Consider the following 22,421-nt stretch of genomic DNA (forward strand, 5'->3'; position numbering starts at 1 on the left):
ATTATTGGGGTGATGTGAATTTGTCAAGAGGAACCTTCGTTCGCACTCCATATTTAGGGGTGAAACAATAAAAAGCCCTAGTCGAAAGACTAGAGCTAAAGCGGAAATTTAATTTCCGAGAGACTATATAATAAATATGAGGTGATTCAGATGATGGAAGAATTTTTGAATAAGATGTGTGATATCATAGGATCAGATATGAGATTTGAAATCAATTCAGAAACTGTAATTATAAATATTAAAGATACGGAATTAACCATCTCCACTGCTAATTTTGATGCTTATTTAACACAAATGAATAATTTATTGACTCATGATGAAGATATATTAATTTCTAGTCATTCATACGAAGTAATAATCGATTATGGAATGGGATTAAGAGAGGATAGTGTTGAATTTGATGATATACAGAATAATTTAAACTACCGTTTAGGCAGACCATCAATAGAATTTATGTTTTACTTAATACATAGAGCACATGGAATGGGGAGAATTGCACAAAGAAGACTAGGCTTACATATTCCTAATCACCGACTGGATTTGGACCACGAGTTACATTCATTTGAAGATTTATTATTCCTAATGTGCAGACGAGTCATGACTTTAAAAATCACTTCTGTAGATAATAAAAGTATGTTGGATTTCAAAAATTTAGGAAACTCTTTAACTTTTGAAGTGTCATTTAACACAGGTATAACTTGCATTCAAATAAGATATATAGATGAATTACTTTCTAATACTAAGATTAGGACTCGTAGAAATAGATTAAGTGATTGTGAAGCACCTAAAAGAATGTATGAATCTGATCTAATTTATCATTACTTACTTGGACAATCATCTCATCATTTAGAAATGAAATTTTTATCTTTTTATCATGTATTGGAACACTATTTTAACATTGTTTACACTAAAAATATGGTACAGAAAATACAAGATTTAATTACAAAACCATCATTTTCGCCTAAAAGAGAAACTGATATAGAAAAACTAATTAAAGAGGTAAAAAACAATTTTAAAATTGAATCCGAATCCCATAGTGCAAAAAGTGAAATAGAAGCATTAAAACTTGTCATGAATCAATATGTTGATATTGAATCACTTAAAATGTGCTTATTAGATTTTGATACTGATTTATTAAATTATTATTCAAACAATATTGTAGAGTTTTCACAAGGAACTCAAATTGACTTCAATGATTTAAGAAGTTTGCCAGGCAAATTAGCTCAAAGAATATATAAAACACGAAATGCTCTTATTCATAGTAAAGCTTATGAGAAAGAAAGATATATATCATTCGAACACGAGGGACAGTTACTACGAGAGATTCCACTTATTCAATCAATTGCTGAAGAAATAATAATTAAAACATCAAAAATAATTTAACTACCTCTCCAATATTATGGTTGTTGCATTGTATTGCTAGACAAGTTCCAAAGGATTCCATGAATTTTTCATAGCCATTTTTCAAATGGGCATCCTTGTCATTCTGATCAATTGGAAATTACTAGTGTCCCTCAATTAATTTCGGGAGGGTGAGTTACCTATACCATTAAATCAAAATCTCCACTTACTATTAACGAACTCATTGCTATTACCTTAAATGCAGGTTTCAGAGAGTCTAGTTATTCTTTGAATGACTAGACTGGATTGAAGTAATCACCTCAACATTATGATTTTCGGTAAAAATCTCAAAAACCTCATTCTGTTGGTATATTTTTATACTCAATACATACGATTAGGACTGTACTTTTAGTGAGTACAGTCCTTTTACTATATGTACCAAGCATTTTCGACAATACCTAAAGGGAAAATATGTATAATGTCGATTATTTAATAAAGTAGAAATAACGATGACAGAAAGAAGTTGAACGCGTGACTCTTTTGAAAGAAGAACTAACAATTATTAACTTACAAGAATTATTACGTTTAAATTTAGCTTTGCCCCTTTATCAACGTCCTTACCGATGGAGTGTTCAATCTGCGAATGCTCTGTTTTTAGATAACTTTGAATCCTATCAACAAGGTTTGCGTGAATATCGAGTAGGTTCAGTAATCTTACATAAAGAAAATCAGACCTATAATGTTGTCGATGGGCAACAAAGATTGACAACGATATCAATCTTATTACACTCTTTAGGACGATTTATTAGTGGATTGTTAACACAATATTATAGTGAAGCATCTTATCAAGCGATTATAGCCAATCAACAATTGTTTAAGAAGAGTGTATCCGAATTGTCAGAAAGTGAGAAACAAGGCTACAATTACCTGTTAACCTATTGTACCGCTGTTAAAGTGGTAACAGACGATGAACAAGAGGCTTTTCAATTCTTTGATTCGCAAAATTCGAGGGGCAAAACACTTGATCCCCATGATTTACTTAAATCGTATCATTTACGTGAAATGCAAGATGAAGTGGATGCAGCCTATACCGTCAAACTTATTGGGAGATGGGAGAACGTACCCGAAGTTGAGCTGCGAACGTTGTTTAATACATATTTATATCCGATTACGCAGTGGGTTAAAGGGCGTGATGGACTAGGTTACAACGTAAACAAAATAGGCATATTCAAAGGCATAAAAAGTGAGCAGACCTACAACTATGCTATTTATCACAAAGCCAGTCATATCTTTACTGAGCAGTTTAATAACAACGGCAACCATGAATTAATAGCATCGAAAGCCTTAAACCAATTTCAACTCATTCATCCTGTCGTTTCAGGTAAACGTTTCTTTCATTATGTAATGCATTATCATAAGCAGCTGCACGATGTCCGTTTGCTTATTCGTAAGTATCACAGCTCCAGTGAGGATGACATCAAGACTATTCTCCCTGACCAACGTTCGGGTGATACTTATATCAAACAACTCTATGAAAGCATTCTATTGTTTTACGCTGACCGATTTGGTATGGAGGCACTTACGCCTGCTGTTCTTCAGGTCTGTTACTCCTGGTGCTATAGCTTCCGATTAACGATGGAAAATGTGACCTTACTCGGCATTAATCGTTATGCTAGAGGATTGCATGATCGCTTGAATTTAGAGTTAGACTTGTTTGTGAGAATTGGGGAAATGAATGAGGCACATGATATTAAGCTTGTTATATTAGAGGAACCAGATATAGCAAATCAGTACAAGAAAAAGTACGAAGCGATATATAATCAATTAAAAGAATGGAATAGGTGGTAGGGATGAGTAAAGGGATTCATATTATAGGTGCAGACAAATTGTTTCTCAATGTCCGCTATAACGTACCTATTTACCAACGTAACTATGCGTGGAAAAGTAAAGAAATTGAAGCATTGCTTGATGATTTATACGGGGCATTTCTTGCTGAAAAGAAAGATTACTTCTTAGGCAATCTCATTGTGAATCAAACAGAAAATGAGCAATTCGATGTTATAGATGGACAACAACGCTTAACGACATTGTACTTATTGCATAGTTATCTTCACATGGGCATAAGTAGGGATGCTTTACGTTTCGAAGCAAGAGAAAAATCTAATCGTACCCTTGTGATGCTGAATGAACATCGCAGCGTGAATGATTTAGCAGAAGAATTAGTGTCTAGTGAACTAAATGAAGGCTATAAGGTCATAGAAAGCTATTTTAAAGCACGACATTACAGTAAAGAGGATTATATTACTCAATTCAAACGCGTCCATCTTGTGCGCGTTCAAGTACCGCAAGGGATAGACCTTAATCACTACTTTGAAATCATGAATACGTGTGGCGAACAATTGGAACTACATGAAATAGCGAAGGCTAAATTTCTTGAAGTGTTAATCAATGACCGAGACAGACATATGTACAAAATACAGGTTTTGTGAAACACTAAATTGATTCTAGCAAAAGTTACTAAAATAACGATTTGAAATCAAGAGTATTCTATATTATTATCTTTCTAAAAAATGACACCGTTTCTATATGTAGAAACGGTGTCATTTTATCTTTGCTTTATGAGTTAACAAACCAGCGCTGATTAGAACCACCATTAAATGACCACTGAATAGCTTGTCCTCCGTTAGATGTTGAGTAGTTCGACATATCCAAATATTTTCCACTGCCTCTGTTAATAATATAGGAAGAGTGACCTCTATCTGTACCAGTCGGAACAATACTCCATTGTTGATTTAATCCGCCATTATCTGGCCATTGAATTATTTTAGCGCCATCGGCTGTAGATGCTCCGTTAACATCTAATAATAGACCACTTTCTGCATTTCTGATATTAACATAGCCATTTTCTAGTCTTTCTATATACCATTTCTGGTCATTAACATCTTCCAATTGCCATTGTATAATATGTGCACCTGCTGATTGTTTATCGGCTCCGCCTACTCCTAGTCTTTTATTGCTATTTACATTGTGAATGAAATTATGTCTCTGAGGGTTACTGGCTTGCGTTGTGTCAATAAAAATAGTAGCTATTGTAGAGCCAATCAATATCAATGCCAGAGCTGCAATAACCCATTTCTTCATAAATAACTGTTTCATAGATGAGTTCACTCCTTTAAGATACTTTATTGTTTTTATTTCAATTTGAAGTAATATTATGTTAATTTAATAACTCTACAATATCTACCATATAGGAAGGAACCAACGTTCAGCAGGTTTATCCAAAGTAAAAATATATGGCTCCTGAATAGCTTGAGCTCCGTCGGCTCTTGAACCTCCTAGAATATTAAGATATTGACCACTACCTCGGTTGATGATGTAGGAGGAATGACCTCTATCTTTACCAGTCGGAACAATACTCCATTGTTGATTTAATCCGCCATTATCTGGCCATTGAATTATTATAGCACCTTCGGCTGTAGATGCTCCGTTAACATCTAATAATAGACCACTTTCTGCATTTCTGATATTAACATAACCATTGCCAATTGGTTCAATATACCATGCTTGATCATTAACAATGTTAGTCATTACATCGCCCCATTGTATAATATGTGCACCTGCAGAATATTTGTTATCCCCACCTATTCCTAACCTCTTGCTACTATTTACATTGATAATAAGAGCTTTATTCTGCGGATTGGAGGCTTGCGTCGTCTCGCTAAAGGAAACAGGTGCTGTAGAGCCAATCAAAACTAGTGCCATAATAGCTAAAATCCATTTTTTCGCAAATAACTGTTTCATAAATAAGCTCACTCCTTTAATTGTATGAAATGGATTTCATTAAAATCGAATGTTGAAAGCTTACCATTTCAATATAAATATAAATCGAACTAAAATAGACGTATTTACTACATTATTTCTATTGCATGTAACAATCTTCAAGTTAAGAGTAAACTGTCAAGTACTAAATACTACCTGGCGACAAATAAACTAACTTAATAAACCAACGCTGACTATAATCATCACTAAAATCCTGCTGAACGATCTGAGCTCCATTAGATAAAGATGAGTATGCAGTATCCAAATACAGACCACTACCTCGGTTGATAATATAATATGATCCGTCCTCATCTGCTGCAACGATCTTCCATTGTTGATTCCAACCGCCATTATATGGCCATTGAATAACTTTATCTCCAGGTAATAGAGATGCTTCGCTAACATCCAAATAGTCTCCACTCTCTACGTTTATAATGTATTTATAACCGTCTCCTGTACTTCTTATATACCATTTTTGATCATTCACATCTTCATCATTCCATTGTACAACATGGGCACCGTTAGATTTTTTATCATCACCACCGATTCCCAGAACTTTATCACTATATGCATTCCTAATAATATTAGCAGACGGCACACCTCTAGCCTGTGAAGCATCCGTAATATAAACAGGGACTAAAGATCCAATTAATATTAATGCCATAACTGCAATTACCCATTTCTTCATAAATAATGATTTACTCAAAAGACTCACTCCTTTAATTATTTTTAATAGGTTTCTTCATTAAAAGCAATATGAAACCCATTTCATATCTTTGTAAGAAAAAAGCACAATATTAACACGTGTTGGTTCTTAATATAGTCTCTATCACCTCCTTAAAAATATTTTTTAGTAGAATCTAACTGGGTTATAAGAACACTATCTTTCCTCTATTGTGAAAATATTGGCTATTTTCCTTACAATTCTTATTATAATAGAGTAAAATTCCATTGTAAGTAATAAATAACATAGACATAAATGTTAAAATATACAGTATGAAGTAAATTTACTTGAATTATGCTTATGAAAGTCTATTTGATACATTTTTAATCTTTTTAGAGTAATTATTATAAATAAAAACATAAATATTATTATGTAGACTAATTAACTATCTCTCCATCCTTCGTTTCATAAGGGATCGATTCTTTCCAGTCTAGTTGTGCTTGCTTCCCTGGATCCGTCGTCCCTTGTGGTAGCGACATCCGTCTTTCGTGTGTAAAGTAAGCTTCAAATGCAGGCTTTCGCACGATGTAGGCACGAAACGTAGAAGCGGAGCATTGTAGCCCATGATTATCTTTCAGATATTTTCATAATACACGCTTGTAATAAAAAATTTGCTTACTGTCAGTAGAAAGTAATGCAGCGATAGTATTATAGCATTTATCGATTTTAGAATCTCGATGTCTGGTTTGTTTTTTTTTTGTAAATCCGTTAAGATATTTCGCAATGGTACGACGATCTACTTCCAAATCTCACTGGGCGCACATGCTAAAAAACACCGTTTCTTTGTGTAGAAACGGTGTTTTTCTTATTCCTGATTAGCGCTATTATAAAAAGTCAACTATAGGACGAGTGACCTCTATCTTCGCCAGTCAATATAAAATATCATATTGCTTTCATTGTTAGCAAATAAGTGAAACCCATTTCATTAAAGGAAGTAATGGAGTTCTAGTTTTACTGTTGGATGAGAGTAATATGCGTATGTTATTGTACGATGCCATTATTAAATAAAACTAGTAACCATAATCAATTATAATCAATAAACCAACGTTGATTAGAGCCAGTATTAAGTGACCATTGAATAGCTTGACTTCCGTTGGATGTGGAGTATTCCGCAATCTCTAAATACTTTCCACTACCTCGGTTTTGAATATAGTACGATGTCTGACCACTTGTATTAGCTTGAATTAATTTCCACTGTTGATTCCAACCATCATTTTTCGTCCATTGAATCACTGTAGCCCCATCAGCTGAAGACGCTCCGTTAACATCCAAATAAAGTCCGCTTGCTACGTTTTTGAAGTAAACGTAGCCATCTCCTGTATTTACTATATACCAATGTTGATCCATAACATATTCTCGTTGCCACTGTACGACATGTGCACCGTTGGATTGTTTATCCGTACCACCGATTCCCAATACTTTACCACTATTGACATTTTTAATGACTCGCCATGGCGGTACGCCTGCCTGTGACGTCTCAGATAAGAAAACAGGTGTTGCAGAACCAATAAGTATAAATACTAACATAGCTATCAACCATTTTTTCTTGAATAACTGTTTCATAAGTTAAATCGACTCCTTAAATTTTTATTTAGTTAAAATTCAACTTTCCTGGTTAAACTGTCATTACGATACTAAAAATAGTAACTTGTTCGCAACAAAATAAATGAAACCCATTTCATTGTATCGTAAGATAATTTTTTACTGTTTGAAATTTGAGCATTACAATGAGGTTAACAGAAACATATCTGTAGGAACTAAATATAAGAATGTTATAAGTATCTATTCAAGTGATGTGGTATTAAGCGGGTTTTCTAGATGAGTTGTGTATCTTGCAAATTTCATAAATGTTACTAATAAGTTTCTATTATTATAGTGAGCACTTTAATGTTTTATCGTGTTGTCTGGTAGGAAGTTTTTTCTTTTTTAAATTTTTTCCACCTTCCTTTCAAACCTATCAGCTTGATACATAAGAATAAGCGATAGTTTGTATTAACAAAGAGTTATTTTCGCTTTGATTCTCTTAAAATATCACACTGACTAAAATACAATCAAAATATAGATCCTCCTCCTTTTATACTATAATTGGAATTAAAATCTACAAAACTAATTATACTAGTAAATACCTATATTGTAAACAATTAATATCATTACATGTATTTTATAACCATCGTAGTAAGAACTAAAAATTATTATTTTTGTGTATTTAGCAATTTTAAGTTAATAACTTAAAAAATATTATGTAAAATATTTTTATAAGAAACATACCTATTAATTAAAAAAACGCACAAATGAGCTGTTTTAATTTCTCACATGTACGTTTCTAGTATACGTTACTATATAGGCAATGTTATCAAACTTCCATCACAGCAAAATAGTTGCTTTCTATATCAGCAAAGTTAAATACTCGACCAGAAGGTAGTTCCATAATGTCTCCAACTGTAATATTGCTCGAAGTCAATCGGTGATATAATTCATCAAATTGGTTCGTGTGGAACATTAACGAAGGTGTTCCTAAATTCAATTCTGGACTCATCTTTGCAATCGCTTCTTTGTTATGCAATACAATAGTTGTAGCAGCACCTTTGGGAGCGAGTTCGATCCAATGCATGTGCTCATTTTTCATTTCAGAAATAACTTCAAAATCTAAATATTTTATCCAAAATTGTTTGACTGCTTCTAAATCATTTACATACACCATCACTTGACCGATTTTTGTTATCATCCATGTCACCATCCTTTAATTATCGAGCTATTTTTATAGTATATTCTATTTTGATATATTACAAACATTTTTTTAGAGTAATTAGTACAAACATAAATAATATTATGTAAACTATTAAAATGTAGTTATCACCTTTTCGAAATTTTAGCTAGCTAATATGACATTAGCCACCCACCCGATTACATCGAATAGCTGGCTAAATCAATTATTGATTATGCAATGTATAAGTTCCAATTATGTTTGCCCAGTTACCATGGTTTCATAAAATTGTTGGTAAAATAAATTATTGCTAATTAGATGTTCGTGCGTTCCTTGATCCACAATTGTTCCTTCATTCATGACGACTATTTTATCCGCATTTTTAATCGTTTCAACTCGATGAGCAATAATAATTGTAGTCTTTCCTACCATTAATTCCTGAACAGATTGTCTAATTTGCAGTTCGGACACATAGTCTAACGATGAAGTCGCCTCATCTAAAATAAGGATAGGTACATCTTTTAAAAATGCACGGGCTAGAGCGATTTTTTGTCTTTGTCCACCAGAAAGTGAAGTACCTCGTTCTCCCAACTTCGTATCGTATCCGTCTTCTAATAGCTGGATGAACTGATCTGAATATGATAATTTGGCAGCTGTAAGTATTTCATCATCTGAGCTTATTAGATTTCCATACTTTATATTATTTTTTGCAGAATCGGAAAATAACAATGATTCTTGCGGTACATAAGAAAATAATGGTCTGAAGTCAGACTGAAAATGATGCACCACTTCATTATCGATCATTATCTTACCGTTATGAGGTGAATACATCCCAAGTAGAAGTTTGACGAGTGTACTTTTTCCTGAGCCGCTAGGTCCTACTATAGCTACTGTTTCTCCTATATTAATCTCCAAATTAATACCTTTTAATGTTTCTACATCGTTGTAGCTAAAGTTTATGTCTTGAAATGAAATCATGGATGTGAAATTTTCTATAACACGTCTGCCTTGTATAAATACTGGATGAACTTGCTCACTTTTGATCTCTAGTGCACGTTCTCCAGCTGCCATCGCTTTTTGAATATTTGTCCAAACAGCGGATAAACCAGTAAACGGAGTTGTTAAATTGGATAATAATGAAACAAAGGCAATCAATTCGCCAACTGTCATGCTTCCTTTTACGACAAACAAAGCTCCTAAACCAAGTGAAATCATCGAAGTAGCGGAACCAATTGTACTAGATGTTGCATTAAATGCAGCACTCCACTTCGCACCTTTTACTTCATAGTGGTATGCATTATCAATCGTTGCCGTGTACTTTTTCGAAAAATGTTGCTCCAGTTGAAACGATCTTAACAAGCTAAATCCAAAGATAGAATCATTTATAGTAGACTGAATATCAGCTACAGCTTCTTGCTGTTTCTTACTATTTTTTCTGATTACTTTACCAAAAAAGTACCCGGTAACAACCGCTAAAGGTCCTAAAAATAGACATAAAATAGCAAGTACCCAATTAATCGTAGATAAATATACAAATGTTACAGCTGCAGCAAGCGGATGTCTAAATAAGTTAAATATATCATTACCAAGAATTCCACTCATTCCGTTAACATCGTTATTCAATCTCGCGATAATATCACCAGAACGGTTACGATCAACATATGACAACGGTAATCGAAGAAAATGATTAAACAGATCTATTTTGATTTCCTTTTTTATTCTATCAACATTTTTGGCATTAATAACTTTTGTAAAATAATTAATGATGAATCCACAAATCATCAGTACTATTCCACTTAATAACATCAGTTGAACCTTCTGCAAGTCTCCATTAACAGCAGCATCTGTCGTTGTTTTCAAAAACATGGCAAAAACTAAGTCTAATCCGACACCACTTGCTAACAAAAGAAAAACTAGGAAGTATGCAGCCCAATATTTCTTTATATAAGGTAGTAAATAATGAATAATTCCTTTTGAATCCACATTTATTCCTCCTACTAAAAATTAATAATCTTACAAATACTCACTCATTCTTAGCATGTCAACCTTGGAGATATAGAGAGTTTGAGATGTAATGAAGGAAAAGTACTTATTTGCATGACTAGATAATTTAAAATATACCAATTAATTGTAATAGTTAAAATGGGGCAATAGTCTTCTACGTAGGTTGAAAATGCTTAGATATTTATATTTGAAAAGATAACAAATAAAAACACCGTTTCTACGTGTAGAAACGGTGTTAAAATCTTTTTATAAGCAAGGACTATCTAAAGAACCAACGCTGATTGGGACCACGATTAAGTGACCACTGGGCAGTCTCAGCTCCGTCGGCAGTTGATTGGTCCGAAATCTCCAAGTATTTACCACTGCCTCGGTTTAAAATATACCACGAGTGACCTCTATCTTCATCGGCTAAAACAAACTTCCACTGTTGATTCCATCCACCATTATCTGGCCATTGAATCACTTTAGCACCATCGGCTGTAGATGCTCCACTAACATCTAACAAATCTCCACTTTCTAGATTTCTAATGTATACAAATCCGTCTCCAGCATCTTCTACGTACCATTTTTGATCATTAGTGTTTTCAAAGTTCCACTGTATGACATACGCACCGTCTGATTGTTTATTATCTCCACCAATTCCCAATACTTTACGACTATTTACATTTTCAAAAGTAATAATTCGTGGAGCGCTCTTAGCTTTGGTTGTCTCAGTAAATATAGCAGTAGCTGCAGATCCGAGCAATATAAGTGCCATAAATGCAATAACCCATTTTTTCATGAATAATTGTTTCATAAGTAAATTCGACTCCTTTAATTTTTAATTAGATTTCAACTTTTTGCAATTCAACTACTATTATCGATGATTAGAATGTCTCATACATTGTTAAGTAGAAAATGAAACCCATTTCATGAAATCGGGCAAAAGGATTCTATTTCTAATACTTGCGAGTGATCGCTTGTAATGATGCACTTCTTTCGAGTAGTAATAGGACTAATTTGTTAATTAGGAAGCATCTCGTACTTATATAGCTTTACATTTCACCTCCTTATCATGTCAGATTACATTAAAGAGTAAGGAGTAGATAGTCTTAAACCCAACCCAAACTACCACTGTTGTAACAATATAACACTGACACAAATCCAAATAGTAAGTACACCCTCCTTTTTTTATTTCATTATGAAAATAATGGAATTTGTAAATATGTTTAAAATTGTACCACTAAAATACTTAGATGTAAATAATTAATATGCTGCCTTTGTGTTTTATTTGGATGGATAAAGTGAATGTATTCCACAATTGAATAATGACTAAATCAATCATTCAATACCTAGTACCATAATCGGAAAACGCAGCAATCAAACCAGCATATGGTAAAATTCCGACAGCTACAGCAGGATAATATTCCTTCTGCCAAACTTATCAGATAATATCCCAACTAAGAAGGTGCCTATAACGCCGGCAGACATATACGTAAAGATACAAATATGGGCATTGCACGAGTATCCCAAACTTCATCATCAATTTGTATCCTCTCTTTTATGAAAGAAATAGTCTAAATATGTTATAATTAAATTGCGTTAAATCTATATTTAATGCAATTTTGTTTTAAATCGATTAGATTGGTGGTAGCTGATGAATAACACAGATGTTTTAGAGCAATATGACCGCGAATTGAAGCTGTTTTCTATCTATATGAAAGATAGAGAGTATTCTACAGCAACTCAATTAGGCTACATGCATGATATAAAACATTTTTTGAATGGGCTTGATGGAAAACCTGTTACGGAAGTAAATGATATTGATGTTTTGCAACATCTGACGGAAATTCGTGTTTCTGGTGCAGGAGCACGTTATCGTAATCGGTGTCAATCTGCAATTCGATTGTTTTATAAAGTTTTAGTGAGGTTTAAGGTAAGTACATCTAACCCTGCCATGGATATAGAAAAAGCAAAGGTAGAAAAAAATCGTCAACCTACTTACTTACAAAAACAATTTCTTGATGCCTGTTTGCAATTTGTAGAAAGTAAATATGTGATGAGAGATGTGGCGATTATAGCGTTGATGGCTTATGCTGGATTACGTGTGAGTGAAGTGGCGCGGCTTAATATTATGGATATTGATTTTTTGGAAGGACGAATTGGCGTATTGGGAAAAGGAGAAAAGTGGCGATATATTCCTTTGCCTGAAGAATTGCAACAATTGTTAGATTTGGCGCTACAGCAACGAATTGAACCACGTAACAAACGTGATGAACATGCATTTTTTATTTCACAGTTTGGAAGAAGGATTAGTAATCGCATGGTACAGACAATAGCAGATAAAACGTTTGCCACTTTAATCGAACACTATCCTCAATTTAAAGGTCAAGCGTTATCGGCTCATAAACTGCGCCATTCATTTGCAACAGATTTATTGCGTAATGGCGCAGATTTACGAACCGTTCAAGAATTGCTTGGTCATGAAGATATTTCTACTACCCAAATCTATACGCACGTAATGGATGAGGCGAAACAAGCGGCGATGAGTAAAGTACGCCCTACCCTACCCTCTTTTGTTCATCAGCGAATAAAAGAAGAAAAAGTTTAAACTATTACTTATGAAAAGCTTGGATTTGATCTAGTTAAAGCTTCTTGTAAAATAGCTTCATGTACTGGTGTTATATGTTTATAGTAATCGGCTAGTTGCTCAGGTTGGATGAAAATTCGCTGTGCTGCTTCAAATTGTGCAGCGAATGGTAATATTTCAGTAATGTCCATTTTATAAAAAACTTGATAGCCTATTTTCGGATATGGACTGCTTTCGGTCCATCGATCGTTCAAATGATGATCAACTGTAACATACCCTAATAATGTGACATCTCCCTGTACATAACCTTCTTCAAAAACTTCTCGTTTGCAACACTGTTCTGTTGTTTCTCCTTGTTCTATATGCCCACCAGGTATATCCCAACCACGATCTAATAAATCGACAAGTAACAGTTTATTGTCCCAAAAACAATAACTATGTACACTTGTAATTAATGATGCGGTAGGTAATTGAGAACTACTCTGCCAACTAAGCTGAACAGTTCCTCCACCCCAGTTAACCAATGTTGTTGTCATAAATTAAACTCCTTCAAGTTGTTATGCCTTAATACAGTGTCACTATGAAACTATTATGTTGAAAAGTAAGACTGCAACTGCTTTACGGTATTTTCTGGTCGTTTTAAAGATAAATATTCTTGTTGTAAAAAATTCAATACATTCATATCACTTGTTTCTAAAATTCCAGTACTAAAACGTGGTACGATGCGTATGAAATTGCTTGTCGCTTTATCATCTTCCTGCGATAAAAAAACGGTTAAATTAAAACTAGCTAAACCCGATTCTTGAAAATAGTTAAAAAAGCGCAGCATACTGTTTGCTAGATCGTCCCAAAAACGTTCTGTTATTTGTTTTGGCAATAAGCCGATAAAATCATAATGACTTTTTGGTGCAAATGCATGTAACCAGTCGATTTCGCCATGTTTTCCGATATATCGTTCGTTTAAGCGTAGTTCTTCATATAGCAATTGTGTGAAAAAAGTCTTCTGGTGAGTAGCATAATAATGTTGCTGAGCTTCTGTCACTATTCGTTGTTCATTCGTTGGTCGTTCTGAAGCCATCACATGTAAATGAGGGTGCAATATACTGCCTCCCGATGGGGGTAAATAGTTCCAGTTGATCGTTTTATACAGTGGCTTGCTTGGATCGAATAACGCCAGCTTCAGTAAATAATCATAAGCAGTTGTGAAGCTTCTTGCGATCGATTCGCTAGTCCATTCCACTAATGTAACATAATGTTGCTTCGTCATTCTAACAACTGCGTTATGTTTTGTATATGGAAATATATTTGGGAATAACACTGTTTCGTCTTGTTGCAACCGTCCCAAGTCTAATAAGTTTTTTGGATATTTGGGTGTTCTCTCCCAAATGTTTTCATCGCAAAAAGGACATTTTGCACCACTTGTCATTGCCGCTTGTTCACTATAATTTGGCGACACGAAATTTATTCCTGGGTCGAATAAAACACGCGAACTAAACTTAGTTAATGGATCAAGGCGGATTTCCGTCGGTCGCTCTATCAGTTGTCCTGCTTGCATCGGATCGTGGAAAGTAGATACTTCCTCATAACTATCAAATAAAATAGTCATACTTAAATTACCCCTTCCTTACATCTCGTAATATATATGTTATTCCACATTTTTCTCGAGAAACCTCTTAATTTTTTTAGTGTGTTTCAGTTGGAAAATAGAGCAAACAAAATATAATTACGTAATTATTATTATGTAAACTAATTAAACATGTCGGAATAATCGTTATAATATAGCTTGTCATATATTGTAAATTATTTAATTCAGCAGTTTATCTGTATACCATTAATAATATTATTTATGTATTGTTTAGATTACTATCATCAATTATTATCGTCTACTTTAAATGCTGTTGAAAAAGGTTACTCTCATGATTTATCGAAGGGCAAATTGTAACTTTGCGGAATGGCGGTTTGCAAATACACGCTAATACGGACTTTAGAGGGCTTATGCAAAACTGCTTGATTCAACTTGAGGAATCAAATATAGCGGAATTGACAAAAAACTTAAATGAAGTAGTTGCAATAACAGAAAAAATAAGACAGGAGTCTAGCCGTAAAGAAATTGTAGCATTAGTAGAGGAACTCCATCAGTTTCTTTCGAAATTTGAGTTTAAAACAGAAATTTAACTAATAAAAGGTCATCATTAACTGATTAGAAATCAGTCGCAATTCCATTTATTTATAAGAATTACGACTATTTATCTCTTAGTTTTTAAACTTATAGTATGAAATCACTGAAGATTTAACTAGTTTTTATTACGTGTTTTCGTTGTTATAGCCTAGTTTTCCTTTGGCATATTGTATGGCATCGTCGGTTCTAGCGAACAAATGTTGCTCACCGATCGTTTTTATTAATCCGGTTCGTTTTATTACATCGAGTGGTTGTGGCTGTATGCCTGCTATCAAGACGATACAACCGTAAGATTGCACTCTTTTTATCAAATTAGCTACATTATATTCGCCTGTTGTATCCATGAACGGCACTTTTTTCATCCGTAATAGTAACACTTTCGGTTCGGTTTGTAATAAATCAATCATCGATTGTTCAAACATGTTAGCTGCTCCGAAAAACAGAGGCCCCTTCACCGTATATACGCCAATGTCAGGATATAATTCAGTTGGACTAGCATTAACACGATGTTGGCTTATGTGATCATTATTGGTGTTATTGCTCTGCACTACATGTGGTAGATCTTCTTCAAGCTCCACTTTGTCCACTTGCATTACATCAGCCATTCTTTTGACAAATATAATGATGGCTAATACTAACCCTACTTGTACAGCTATCGTTATATTTGTAAATACCGTCAATAAAAATGTAACGACTAATATAAGCGAATCTGATGTTTTTGTTTTTAAAACGTGAGCAAAGGTTTTTCGTTCACTCATATTCCATGCTACGATCATCAGTATTGGAGCCATACTAGCAAGTGGAATTGCTGAAGCGTATGGAGCGAACAACATGAGAATTAGCAGTACGACAACGCCATGAATAATACCAGACATTGGTGAGACAGCGCCGGTACGAATATTAGTTGCCGTTCGAGCAATCGCACCAGTCGCTGGAATACCTCCAAATAGAGGTGTTACGATGTTGGCTACTCCCTGCCCGATCAATTCTCGATTACTGTTATGCCGTGAACCGGTCATACCATCAGCAACGACAGCAGATAGTAATGATTCTATGCCGCCTAATAGCGCTATAATGATAGCTGGCTGTAGCATAGTCAATACTCTTTCCATCGTTATAACAGGCATTTGTAACTGTGGTAATTGACTTGGAATGGCTCCATAAGCTGAACCGATAGTAGCTACTTGACCACTAAAGAATAAGGCAGCTACTATACTTGACACAAGCAAACCGACTAAGGAACTCGGTATTTTGGGAAACAGTTTCGTACTAATGAAAATGGAGATTAAACAGATAAAGGCGATTAAAATACTATACAAATTAACTGCATCCATATGCATTATTATTTCACGCATATTAGGCAAAAAGTTTTCATGCTTGGGAATATCACTTAATCCGAGAAGGTTAGCTATTTGCCCGCTAAAAATAATGACAGCAATACCAGATGTAAATCCTACAATTACGGGTCTCGGAATGAATTTAATTAAAACACCGAGTTTAAATACACCCATTAAAACTAATATAATCCCCGCCATTAATCCTGCTAACAACAAATTTTCGTAGCCATGCTGTAACACGATAGCAAATAATATGGGAATAAAAGCTCCGGTTGGTCCTCCGATTTGAAACTTAGAACCTCCGAATAGTGATATAATAATTCCTGCAATAATGGTAGTGTATATGCCGTATTCCGGCTTTACACCAGCGGCTATCGCAAAAGCCATACCAAGTGGAATGGCAATAATCCCTACGATAATGCCAGAAATAAGGTCTTTTTGAAAGGAATGCAAGTTGTAATCAGTAAATCTACCTGTCCATTTCATACAACACACCTTCTATTATTTATATATTTGATTATTTGAATATTTAGAACAAAAAATAACACGAATGCTATTCGTTACGAATAACTTCTAGGATGGAGATGGTATCTACTAAATGATTATCAAAAATTTGTTTGGCTACAATTAGTAGCTGCTTTATCAGTGGATCACGTAACGAATAAACGACAGTAGTCCCCTCTTTTACACCTACGACAACATTTTTATTGCGTAAAACGGCTAATTGCTGCGAAACGGCGGAACCTTCAGAACCAAGTATACTTTGCAATTCATTTACATTTTTATCACCTTCACTTAATATTTCTAAAATTCTAATTCTCATGGGATGTGCTAACGCTTTAAAAAAATCGGCTTTAAATTGTTGAATATTATGCTGCATAGTATTGCACTCCTTAGACTGTTCACTGCTTCTATTATACCATACGATTACCTGATCAAAATTAGTCCATCTGGTGAGGAAAAAGTGGATATTTGATTACAATTCCTTTATTTTTTAAGTTTAGTAGACATTCTTGTAAATATAGATCGTTATGTTCAGGATAGATGATAGTACCGAGCAATGCTTGGTTATAAATAGTGAGTGCATCGCTATCTTGTCTATATTCTTCTTCTATCGTAGTACTAACTTGAAATCCTCGTTGTTTCATTTCGTCTATTATTAGTAATCCATATGCATACAAATAACTAAGTGGATGATCATTGACATAGTTAACGACAGAATGATTGACTTTGCCTCGACGTTTGATCATTGCTAAAATCATTCTTATTTCCGTATGTTGCCCACCTAATTGATTGGAGCTTCCTTTGAAATCTTTTACACTAGGTAAGTGTTGAATTAGGGATTGATGCCATATTCGCATGATGCTAACCTCTTTTCTTCGAAAAAAACCGGACTTGTCAACATAAGTATAAACTTATGGACAAGACCCGGCAAGTTGGTATGGTTAAGACTGATGATTTATTTTATATTATAAAGTGGTATTCCAATCGGCTGCAAATTTCTCGATTCCTTGATCGGTTAACGGATGTTTAGAAATTTGTTCGATGACTGCATATGGAATCGTTGCAATATGAGCACCAGCCATGGCGACTCTCGTTACATGATCAGGATGGCGTACAGATGCTGCTATTATTTGTGCATCTAGTGAGTGAATACGGAACAACTCAGCAATTTTACTTACTAACTGTACCCCATCTTCCGAGATATCATCTAAGCGACCGAGAAATGGTGATACATACGTAGCTCCAGCTCGTGCTGCTAGTAATGCTTGGTTGACAGTGAAGATCAGTGTAACATTCGTTTTAACGCCTTTTTGCGTCAAGTAACGGCACGCTTCTAGTCCTGCAATGTTCATCGGTAGTTTTATAGTTATATTTTTGTCGTAATTATTGATTTTAATAAGCTCATCTGCTTCTGCCATCATTTCTTCTGCTGTAATCGCCAGTGGTGTTACTTCAGCAGATACAGATTCTACTAGTGGAACTGCTTGTAAAATTTGTTCGATACGATCTTCGAATTTAACGCCTTCCTTAGCAACCAAAGATGGGTTAGTTGTTACACCAGATAGAACGCCAAGTTTATATGCTTGCTCGATTTGTTCCAAATTTGCAGTATCAATAAAAAATTTCACTATAATCCCCCCGATTATGTTATGCAGTTTATATTTATATTCTTAATAAGCAGATAATATCCACTTAAGAAAGCAATGATTTTGCTTGTTCTACAACGTTGCTCACCGAAAATCCAAAATGCTCCATCACTTGCGATCCAACACCAGAAGCTCCGAACGTATCAATTCCGATAATTAAACCATCAGGAGTAGCATAACGATCCCAGCCCATTGATATTCCCGCTTCAATCGTTACTCTTTTTGTTAAAGCTTTAGGTAATACGGACTCTTTGTATGCTGCTGATTGACGCTCAAACAGTTCACGGCTAGCCATTGAAACTACTCGCACCGAAATATTTTCTTTTTCTAGCTCTTCTTTGGCAGCAACAGCTAGCGAAACTTCTGAACCAGTAGCGATTAAAATGAGCGCTGGTTGTTCGTTTGTTTCTGTCAAAATGTAAGCACCATGCTCGATTCCAGCTACGTTTGCTTTTGTTTGTGTAAATACAGGCAAGTTTTGACGACTAAGCACTAGTGCTACTGGTCCTTCTTGCTGTGATAAGGCATACGCCCATGCGTTGGCAGTTTCATTAGCATCCGCTGGGCGAATAACAGTTAGCCCAGGAATCGTACGTAGTGCTGCCAAATGTTCCACTGGTTCGTGTGTTGGACCATCTTCGCCTACTGCAATGGAATCGTGTGTAAAGACATACGTTAACGGTAGTTTTTGTAATGCTGCCAAACGGATAGCAGGACGCAAGTAATCGCTAAATACAAAGAACGTACTTACGAATGGTTTTACTCCACCATGCAGTGCCATTCCGTTACCAGCTGCTCCCATTGCATGTTCTCTCACGCCAAAGTAAACGTTACGTCCACTATTGGACTCTACAGCAAATTTTTGCTCGCCTTGTATATCAGTCATCGTAGAACCTGATAGATCGGCACTTCCTCCAAAGATAGAAGGTACATGCTGCAAATAATGATTGATTGCTTTTCCACTAGCTACACGAGTAGAGATCGATTGACCCGCTTCGAATGTAAGTAGCTGCTGTGATTCCAATGGTGCACTTCCGTCAATTGCCGCTTCTAGTTGTTGAGCAAGTTCTGGGTATTGCTGCTTATACTGTGCATATCGTTCATTCCATGCTTGTTCTGCTGCGACACCTTGTGCTTGAATAGCTGCAAAATGTTCTCTCACTTCGGCAGGTACAGTAAATTCTTCCTCATATGGCCAGCCATAACTTGCTTTAGCGAATGCTGATCCTTCTGCGCCAAGTGGTGCTCCATGAGCTTTATTTGACCCTGCAACAGGACTGCCATAGCCAATAACAGTACGGATTTCTATTAGTGTTGGTTGATTGGTATTTTCTTTGGCTGCAGCGATTGCCGCTGTAATTTTCTCTACGTCGTTACCATCTTCCACACGTAGATATTGCCAGTTTATCGATTCTGCACGTTTTTGAATATTTTCACCAAAAGATAAAGTTAAATCTCCATCTAACGAAATGTCATTGGAATCATACAATACGATTAGTTTATCTAATTTCATATGACCAGCCATAGACATTGCCTCGTAAGCAATACCTTCCATTAAACAGCCATCGCCAACTAAAGCGTAAGTGTAATGGTCAACGATATCGAGATTAGATTGATTAAATTTTGCTGCCAAATGTGTTTCTGCCATTGCCATACCAACAGCCATGGCTACCCCTTGACCCAGAGGTCCCGTTGTAGCTTCTACGCCATCGGTATGACCGTATTCTGGATGACCAGGTGTGCGGCTATTGAGTTGACGGAATTGTTTTAAATCGTCTAATGTTACATCGTAGCCACTTAGATGAAGTAAACTGTATAGTAATGCTGATCCATGACCTGCCGATAGAACGAAGCGATCACGGTTAAACCATTTGGAGTTAGTAGGGTTATGCTGCATCATTTTGCTAAATAACGTGTAAGCCATTGGAGCTGCTCCCATAGGTAAACCAGGATGACCAGAGTTGGCTTTATTAATCGCATCAATGGATAATGTTCGAATCGTATTAATAGCTAGTTGTTCTACTTCTTGTTGCGTTAATGTTTGTGTATTAGACATACGTTTTTTCCTCATTTCTTTCTGTAATTAAAGTTTCCTGTTCTAGAGTAGGTTCATCGAACCACCAGTGAAATCCATCCTTGTTTAATAACTCATCCGATTGCTTAGGACCAAAGCTTCCTGCTTCATACAAATGCAGTGGCACTGTATTTGCTGCAAAAGCATCTAAAATCGGTTGAACCCACTTCCAAGATAGTTCGACTTCATCCCAATGTGCAAAGAATGTGGCATCTCCATGCCATGCATCGTGAATTAAATTTTCATAAGCTTCGGGTAGATCTTTGCTATCCACTTGGAAATCAAGGAATAACGGCTTTATTTGCTCTTTATAAATAGGGTCTCGCGCATTGAGTTGGAAAAAGATACTTTCATCTGGCGCAATTTCAAATACAAGTAAATTTGGAACTGGAATATCTGCTCCAGTGGATTGCTTAATTGGCTCTTTGAACTCAATAACGATCCGGGTAGATTTTTCTTTCAATCTCTTCCCTGTCCGAATATAAAATGGAACGCCACGCCAAAAGTAATCATCTATTTCTAATTTTGCTGCAATAAACGTATCGTTCATAGAGTCATTTGCAATACCTGGTTCTTCTCGATAGCTAGTAACGGGTTCGCCATTAATCGATCCGCTATTATACTGACCACGAATAACTTGATTTGACACTTGATGCGGGTGCAACGGCTGCACAGCTTCCATCACCATTTTTTTCTTAAAACGAACAGCTTCTGTTGTACTATTGTTAGGAAAATGAGCGGTTAGCATCATCAACAACTGTAACATATGATTTTGGAACATATCACGCACAGCACCAGTTTTGTCGTAATAACCGGACCGTTCCTCTACCCCTACCGTTTCATTTGCTGTAATTTGAATGTTTGCAATATATCGATTAGTCCATAGCGCTTGAAGTACTGGATTTTTTTGTTGTAATACTTCTAAACGCTGTACCATAGGTTTTCCTAAATAATGATCAATGCGGAAAATTTCTTCTTCTTTAAACGTTTCATTTAGTTTGCGATTCAATTGTCGAGCCGATTGTAAATCATGACCAAATGGCTTTTCAATTACAAACCGCTTCCAACCTGATTCCGAACCTAATCCACTTTGATCAATGTGCTCTGCAATCATTTCGAAAAATTCTGGACCTACGGACAAATAAAACATTCTATTCGGTGCGGCACCTAGCTGTTGTTCTCTTGTTTCAATCATTGTACGCAATTTTACGTAGTCTTCCTGTTTATTAGCATCTAATATACAAAATTGGAAAGACTCCAAAAACTTTTCTAATTGGGCTGGATCTTCTACTTTTTTTCTTGAAAAACTGTGAATAGATTGAGCTACATTAGCTTTGAATATATGATCGTCCCATTGTCTTCTCCCTAATCCGAATACAGTAAACTGAGCGGGCAGTTTCTGATCAAGATATAGATTGTACAACGCTGGGAATATTTTTCTTTTGGCTAAATCGCCTGTAGCCCCGAATAGAATAAATGAAGCTGCATCCATCATTTCTTCCTACTCCTTCCAAATCGGT

Annotated in this window: 20 protein-coding genes and 1 pseudogene; 5 read left to right on the forward strand and 16 right to left on the reverse strand. The window is 35.3% G+C overall.

Annotation, left to right across the window (positions count from 1 at the left end; genetic code table 11):
• Positions 1-150 precede the first annotated feature (150 nt).
• From ACFSTH_RS19845 to ACFSTH_RS19855, 3 genes are all read left to right on the forward strand, one after another.
• Positions 151-1,383, forward strand: coding sequence for a hypothetical protein (locus tag ACFSTH_RS19845; RefSeq protein ID WP_377773156.1), 1,233 nt, complete (start codon positions 151-153; stop codon positions 1,381-1,383).
• 489 nt (positions 1,384-1,872) lie between these two features.
• Complete coding sequence (locus tag ACFSTH_RS19850) at positions 1,873-3,189, forward strand: DUF262 domain-containing protein (RefSeq protein WP_377773158.1); 1,317 nt, start codon at positions 1,873-1,875, stop codon at positions 3,187-3,189.
• A gap of 2 nt (positions 3,190-3,191) precedes the next feature.
• The gene (locus ACFSTH_RS19855) at positions 3,192-3,830 is read left to right on the forward strand and encodes a DUF262 domain-containing protein (protein ID WP_377773160.1); all 639 of its coding nucleotides are present in this window, start codon (positions 3,192-3,194) and stop codon (positions 3,828-3,830) included.
• 127 nt (positions 3,831-3,957) lie between these two features.
• Here ACFSTH_RS19855 and ACFSTH_RS19860 read toward each other — a convergent pair whose 3' ends face one another.
• The 8 genes and pseudogenes from ACFSTH_RS19860 to ACFSTH_RS19895 all read right to left on the reverse strand — a co-directional run bounded on the left by ACFSTH_RS19860 (position 3,958) and on the right by ACFSTH_RS19895 (position 11,388).
• Entirely contained in the window at positions 3,958-4,497 is a 540-nt protein-coding gene (locus ACFSTH_RS19860) for an RICIN domain-containing protein (RefSeq protein ID WP_377773162.1), read from the reverse strand.
• Between the two features lie 84 nt (positions 4,498-4,581).
• Positions 4,582-5,142: an RICIN domain-containing protein gene (locus ACFSTH_RS19865; protein ID WP_377773164.1), complete on the reverse strand. Its 561-nt coding sequence runs from the start codon at positions 5,140-5,142 to the stop codon at positions 4,582-4,584.
• A gap of 163 nt (positions 5,143-5,305) precedes the next feature.
• The gene (locus tag ACFSTH_RS19870; protein WP_377773166.1) at positions 5,306-5,866 is read right to left on the reverse strand and encodes an RICIN domain-containing protein; all 561 of its coding nucleotides are present in this window, start codon (positions 5,864-5,866) and stop codon (positions 5,306-5,308) included.
• A gap of 401 nt (positions 5,867-6,267) precedes the next feature.
• Positions 6,268-6,633: pseudogene (locus ACFSTH_RS19875) on the reverse strand (IS21 family transposase); the annotation flags it as partial.
• 274 nt (positions 6,634-6,907) lie between these two features.
• On the reverse strand, positions 6,908-7,447 hold the full coding sequence (locus ACFSTH_RS19880) for an RICIN domain-containing protein (protein WP_377773168.1): 540 nt from the start codon (positions 7,445-7,447) through the stop codon (positions 6,908-6,910).
• A gap of 790 nt (positions 7,448-8,237) precedes the next feature.
• Complete coding sequence (locus tag ACFSTH_RS19885) at positions 8,238-8,609, reverse strand: VOC family protein (RefSeq protein WP_377773170.1); 372 nt, start codon at positions 8,607-8,609, stop codon at positions 8,238-8,240.
• A gap of 234 nt (positions 8,610-8,843) precedes the next feature.
• Positions 8,844-10,571 carry an ABC transporter ATP-binding protein gene (locus ACFSTH_RS19890; RefSeq protein WP_377773172.1) on the reverse strand — a complete coding sequence of 576 codons (1,728 nt, stop codon included), beginning with the start codon at positions 10,569-10,571 and terminating at the stop codon, positions 8,844-8,846.
• A 280-nt stretch (positions 10,572-10,851) separates the two neighbouring features.
• The gene (locus tag ACFSTH_RS19895; RefSeq protein ID WP_377773174.1) at positions 10,852-11,388 is read right to left on the reverse strand and encodes an RICIN domain-containing protein; all 537 of its coding nucleotides are present in this window, start codon (positions 11,386-11,388) and stop codon (positions 10,852-10,854) included.
• Between the two features lie 840 nt (positions 11,389-12,228).
• Here ACFSTH_RS19895 and ACFSTH_RS19900 point away from each other — a divergent pair.
• Complete coding sequence (locus ACFSTH_RS19900; protein ID WP_377773176.1) at positions 12,229-13,182, forward strand: tyrosine-type recombinase/integrase; 954 nt, start codon at positions 12,229-12,231, stop codon at positions 13,180-13,182.
• Between the two features lie 8 nt (positions 13,183-13,190).
• On the opposite strand, the gene ACFSTH_RS19905 is transcribed toward ACFSTH_RS19900, so the two are convergent.
• Together ACFSTH_RS19905 and ACFSTH_RS19910 are read right to left on the reverse strand one after the other, a co-directional pair.
• Positions 13,191-13,697 (reverse strand): NUDIX hydrolase, encoded by a 507-nt coding sequence (locus ACFSTH_RS19905; protein ID WP_377773178.1) that lies wholly within the window; start codon positions 13,695-13,697, stop codon positions 13,191-13,193.
• A 53-nt stretch (positions 13,698-13,750) separates the two neighbouring features.
• A complete protein-coding gene (locus ACFSTH_RS19910; protein WP_377773180.1) occupies positions 13,751-14,767 on the reverse strand; it encodes a hypothetical protein in 1,017 nt (338 codons plus the stop codon).
• Positions 14,768-15,156: 389 nt separating this feature from the next.
• Here ACFSTH_RS19910 and ACFSTH_RS19915 point away from each other — a divergent pair, with 389 nt between their 5' ends.
• Positions 15,157-15,336 (forward strand): hypothetical protein, encoded by a 180-nt coding sequence (locus tag ACFSTH_RS19915; protein ID WP_377773182.1) that lies wholly within the window; start codon positions 15,157-15,159, stop codon positions 15,334-15,336.
• 129 nt (positions 15,337-15,465) lie between these two features.
• Here ACFSTH_RS19915 and ACFSTH_RS19920 read toward each other — a convergent pair whose 3' ends face one another.
• The 6 genes from ACFSTH_RS19920 to zwf all read right to left on the reverse strand — a co-directional run bounded on the left by ACFSTH_RS19920 (position 15,466) and on the right by zwf (position 22,393).
• Entirely contained in the window at positions 15,466-17,163 is a 1,698-nt protein-coding gene (locus ACFSTH_RS19920) for a SulP family inorganic anion transporter (protein WP_377773184.1), read from the reverse strand.
• Between the two features lie 67 nt (positions 17,164-17,230).
• The gene (locus ACFSTH_RS19925; protein ID WP_377773186.1) at positions 17,231-17,557 is read right to left on the reverse strand and encodes an ArsR/SmtB family transcription factor; all 327 of its coding nucleotides are present in this window, start codon (positions 17,555-17,557) and stop codon (positions 17,231-17,233) included.
• 61 nt (positions 17,558-17,618) lie between these two features.
• Entirely contained in the window at positions 17,619-18,038 is a 420-nt protein-coding gene (locus tag ACFSTH_RS19930; protein ID WP_377773188.1) for a pyrimidine dimer DNA glycosylase/endonuclease V, read from the reverse strand.
• A gap of 108 nt (positions 18,039-18,146) precedes the next feature.
• Positions 18,147-18,809 carry a fructose-6-phosphate aldolase gene (gene fsa / locus ACFSTH_RS19935; protein ID WP_377773190.1) on the reverse strand — a complete coding sequence of 221 codons (663 nt, stop codon included), beginning with the start codon at positions 18,807-18,809 and terminating at the stop codon, positions 18,147-18,149.
• Between the two features lie 64 nt (positions 18,810-18,873).
• A complete protein-coding gene (tkt, locus tag ACFSTH_RS19940) occupies positions 18,874-20,883 on the reverse strand; it encodes a transketolase (protein WP_377773192.1) in 2,010 nt (669 codons plus the stop codon).
• Entirely contained in the window at positions 20,876-22,393 is a 1,518-nt protein-coding gene (gene zwf, locus ACFSTH_RS19945) for a glucose-6-phosphate dehydrogenase (RefSeq protein ID WP_377773581.1), read from the reverse strand. Before zwf ends, tkt begins: the two co-directional genes overlap by 8 nt.
• Between the last annotated feature and the right edge of the window lie 28 nt (positions 22,394-22,421).

It is taken from the genome of Paenibacillus yanchengensis, from assembly GCF_042684845.1.
GTDB classification, from domain to species: domain Bacteria; phylum Bacillota; class Bacilli; order Paenibacillales; family Paenibacillaceae; genus Pristimantibacillus; species Pristimantibacillus yanchengensis.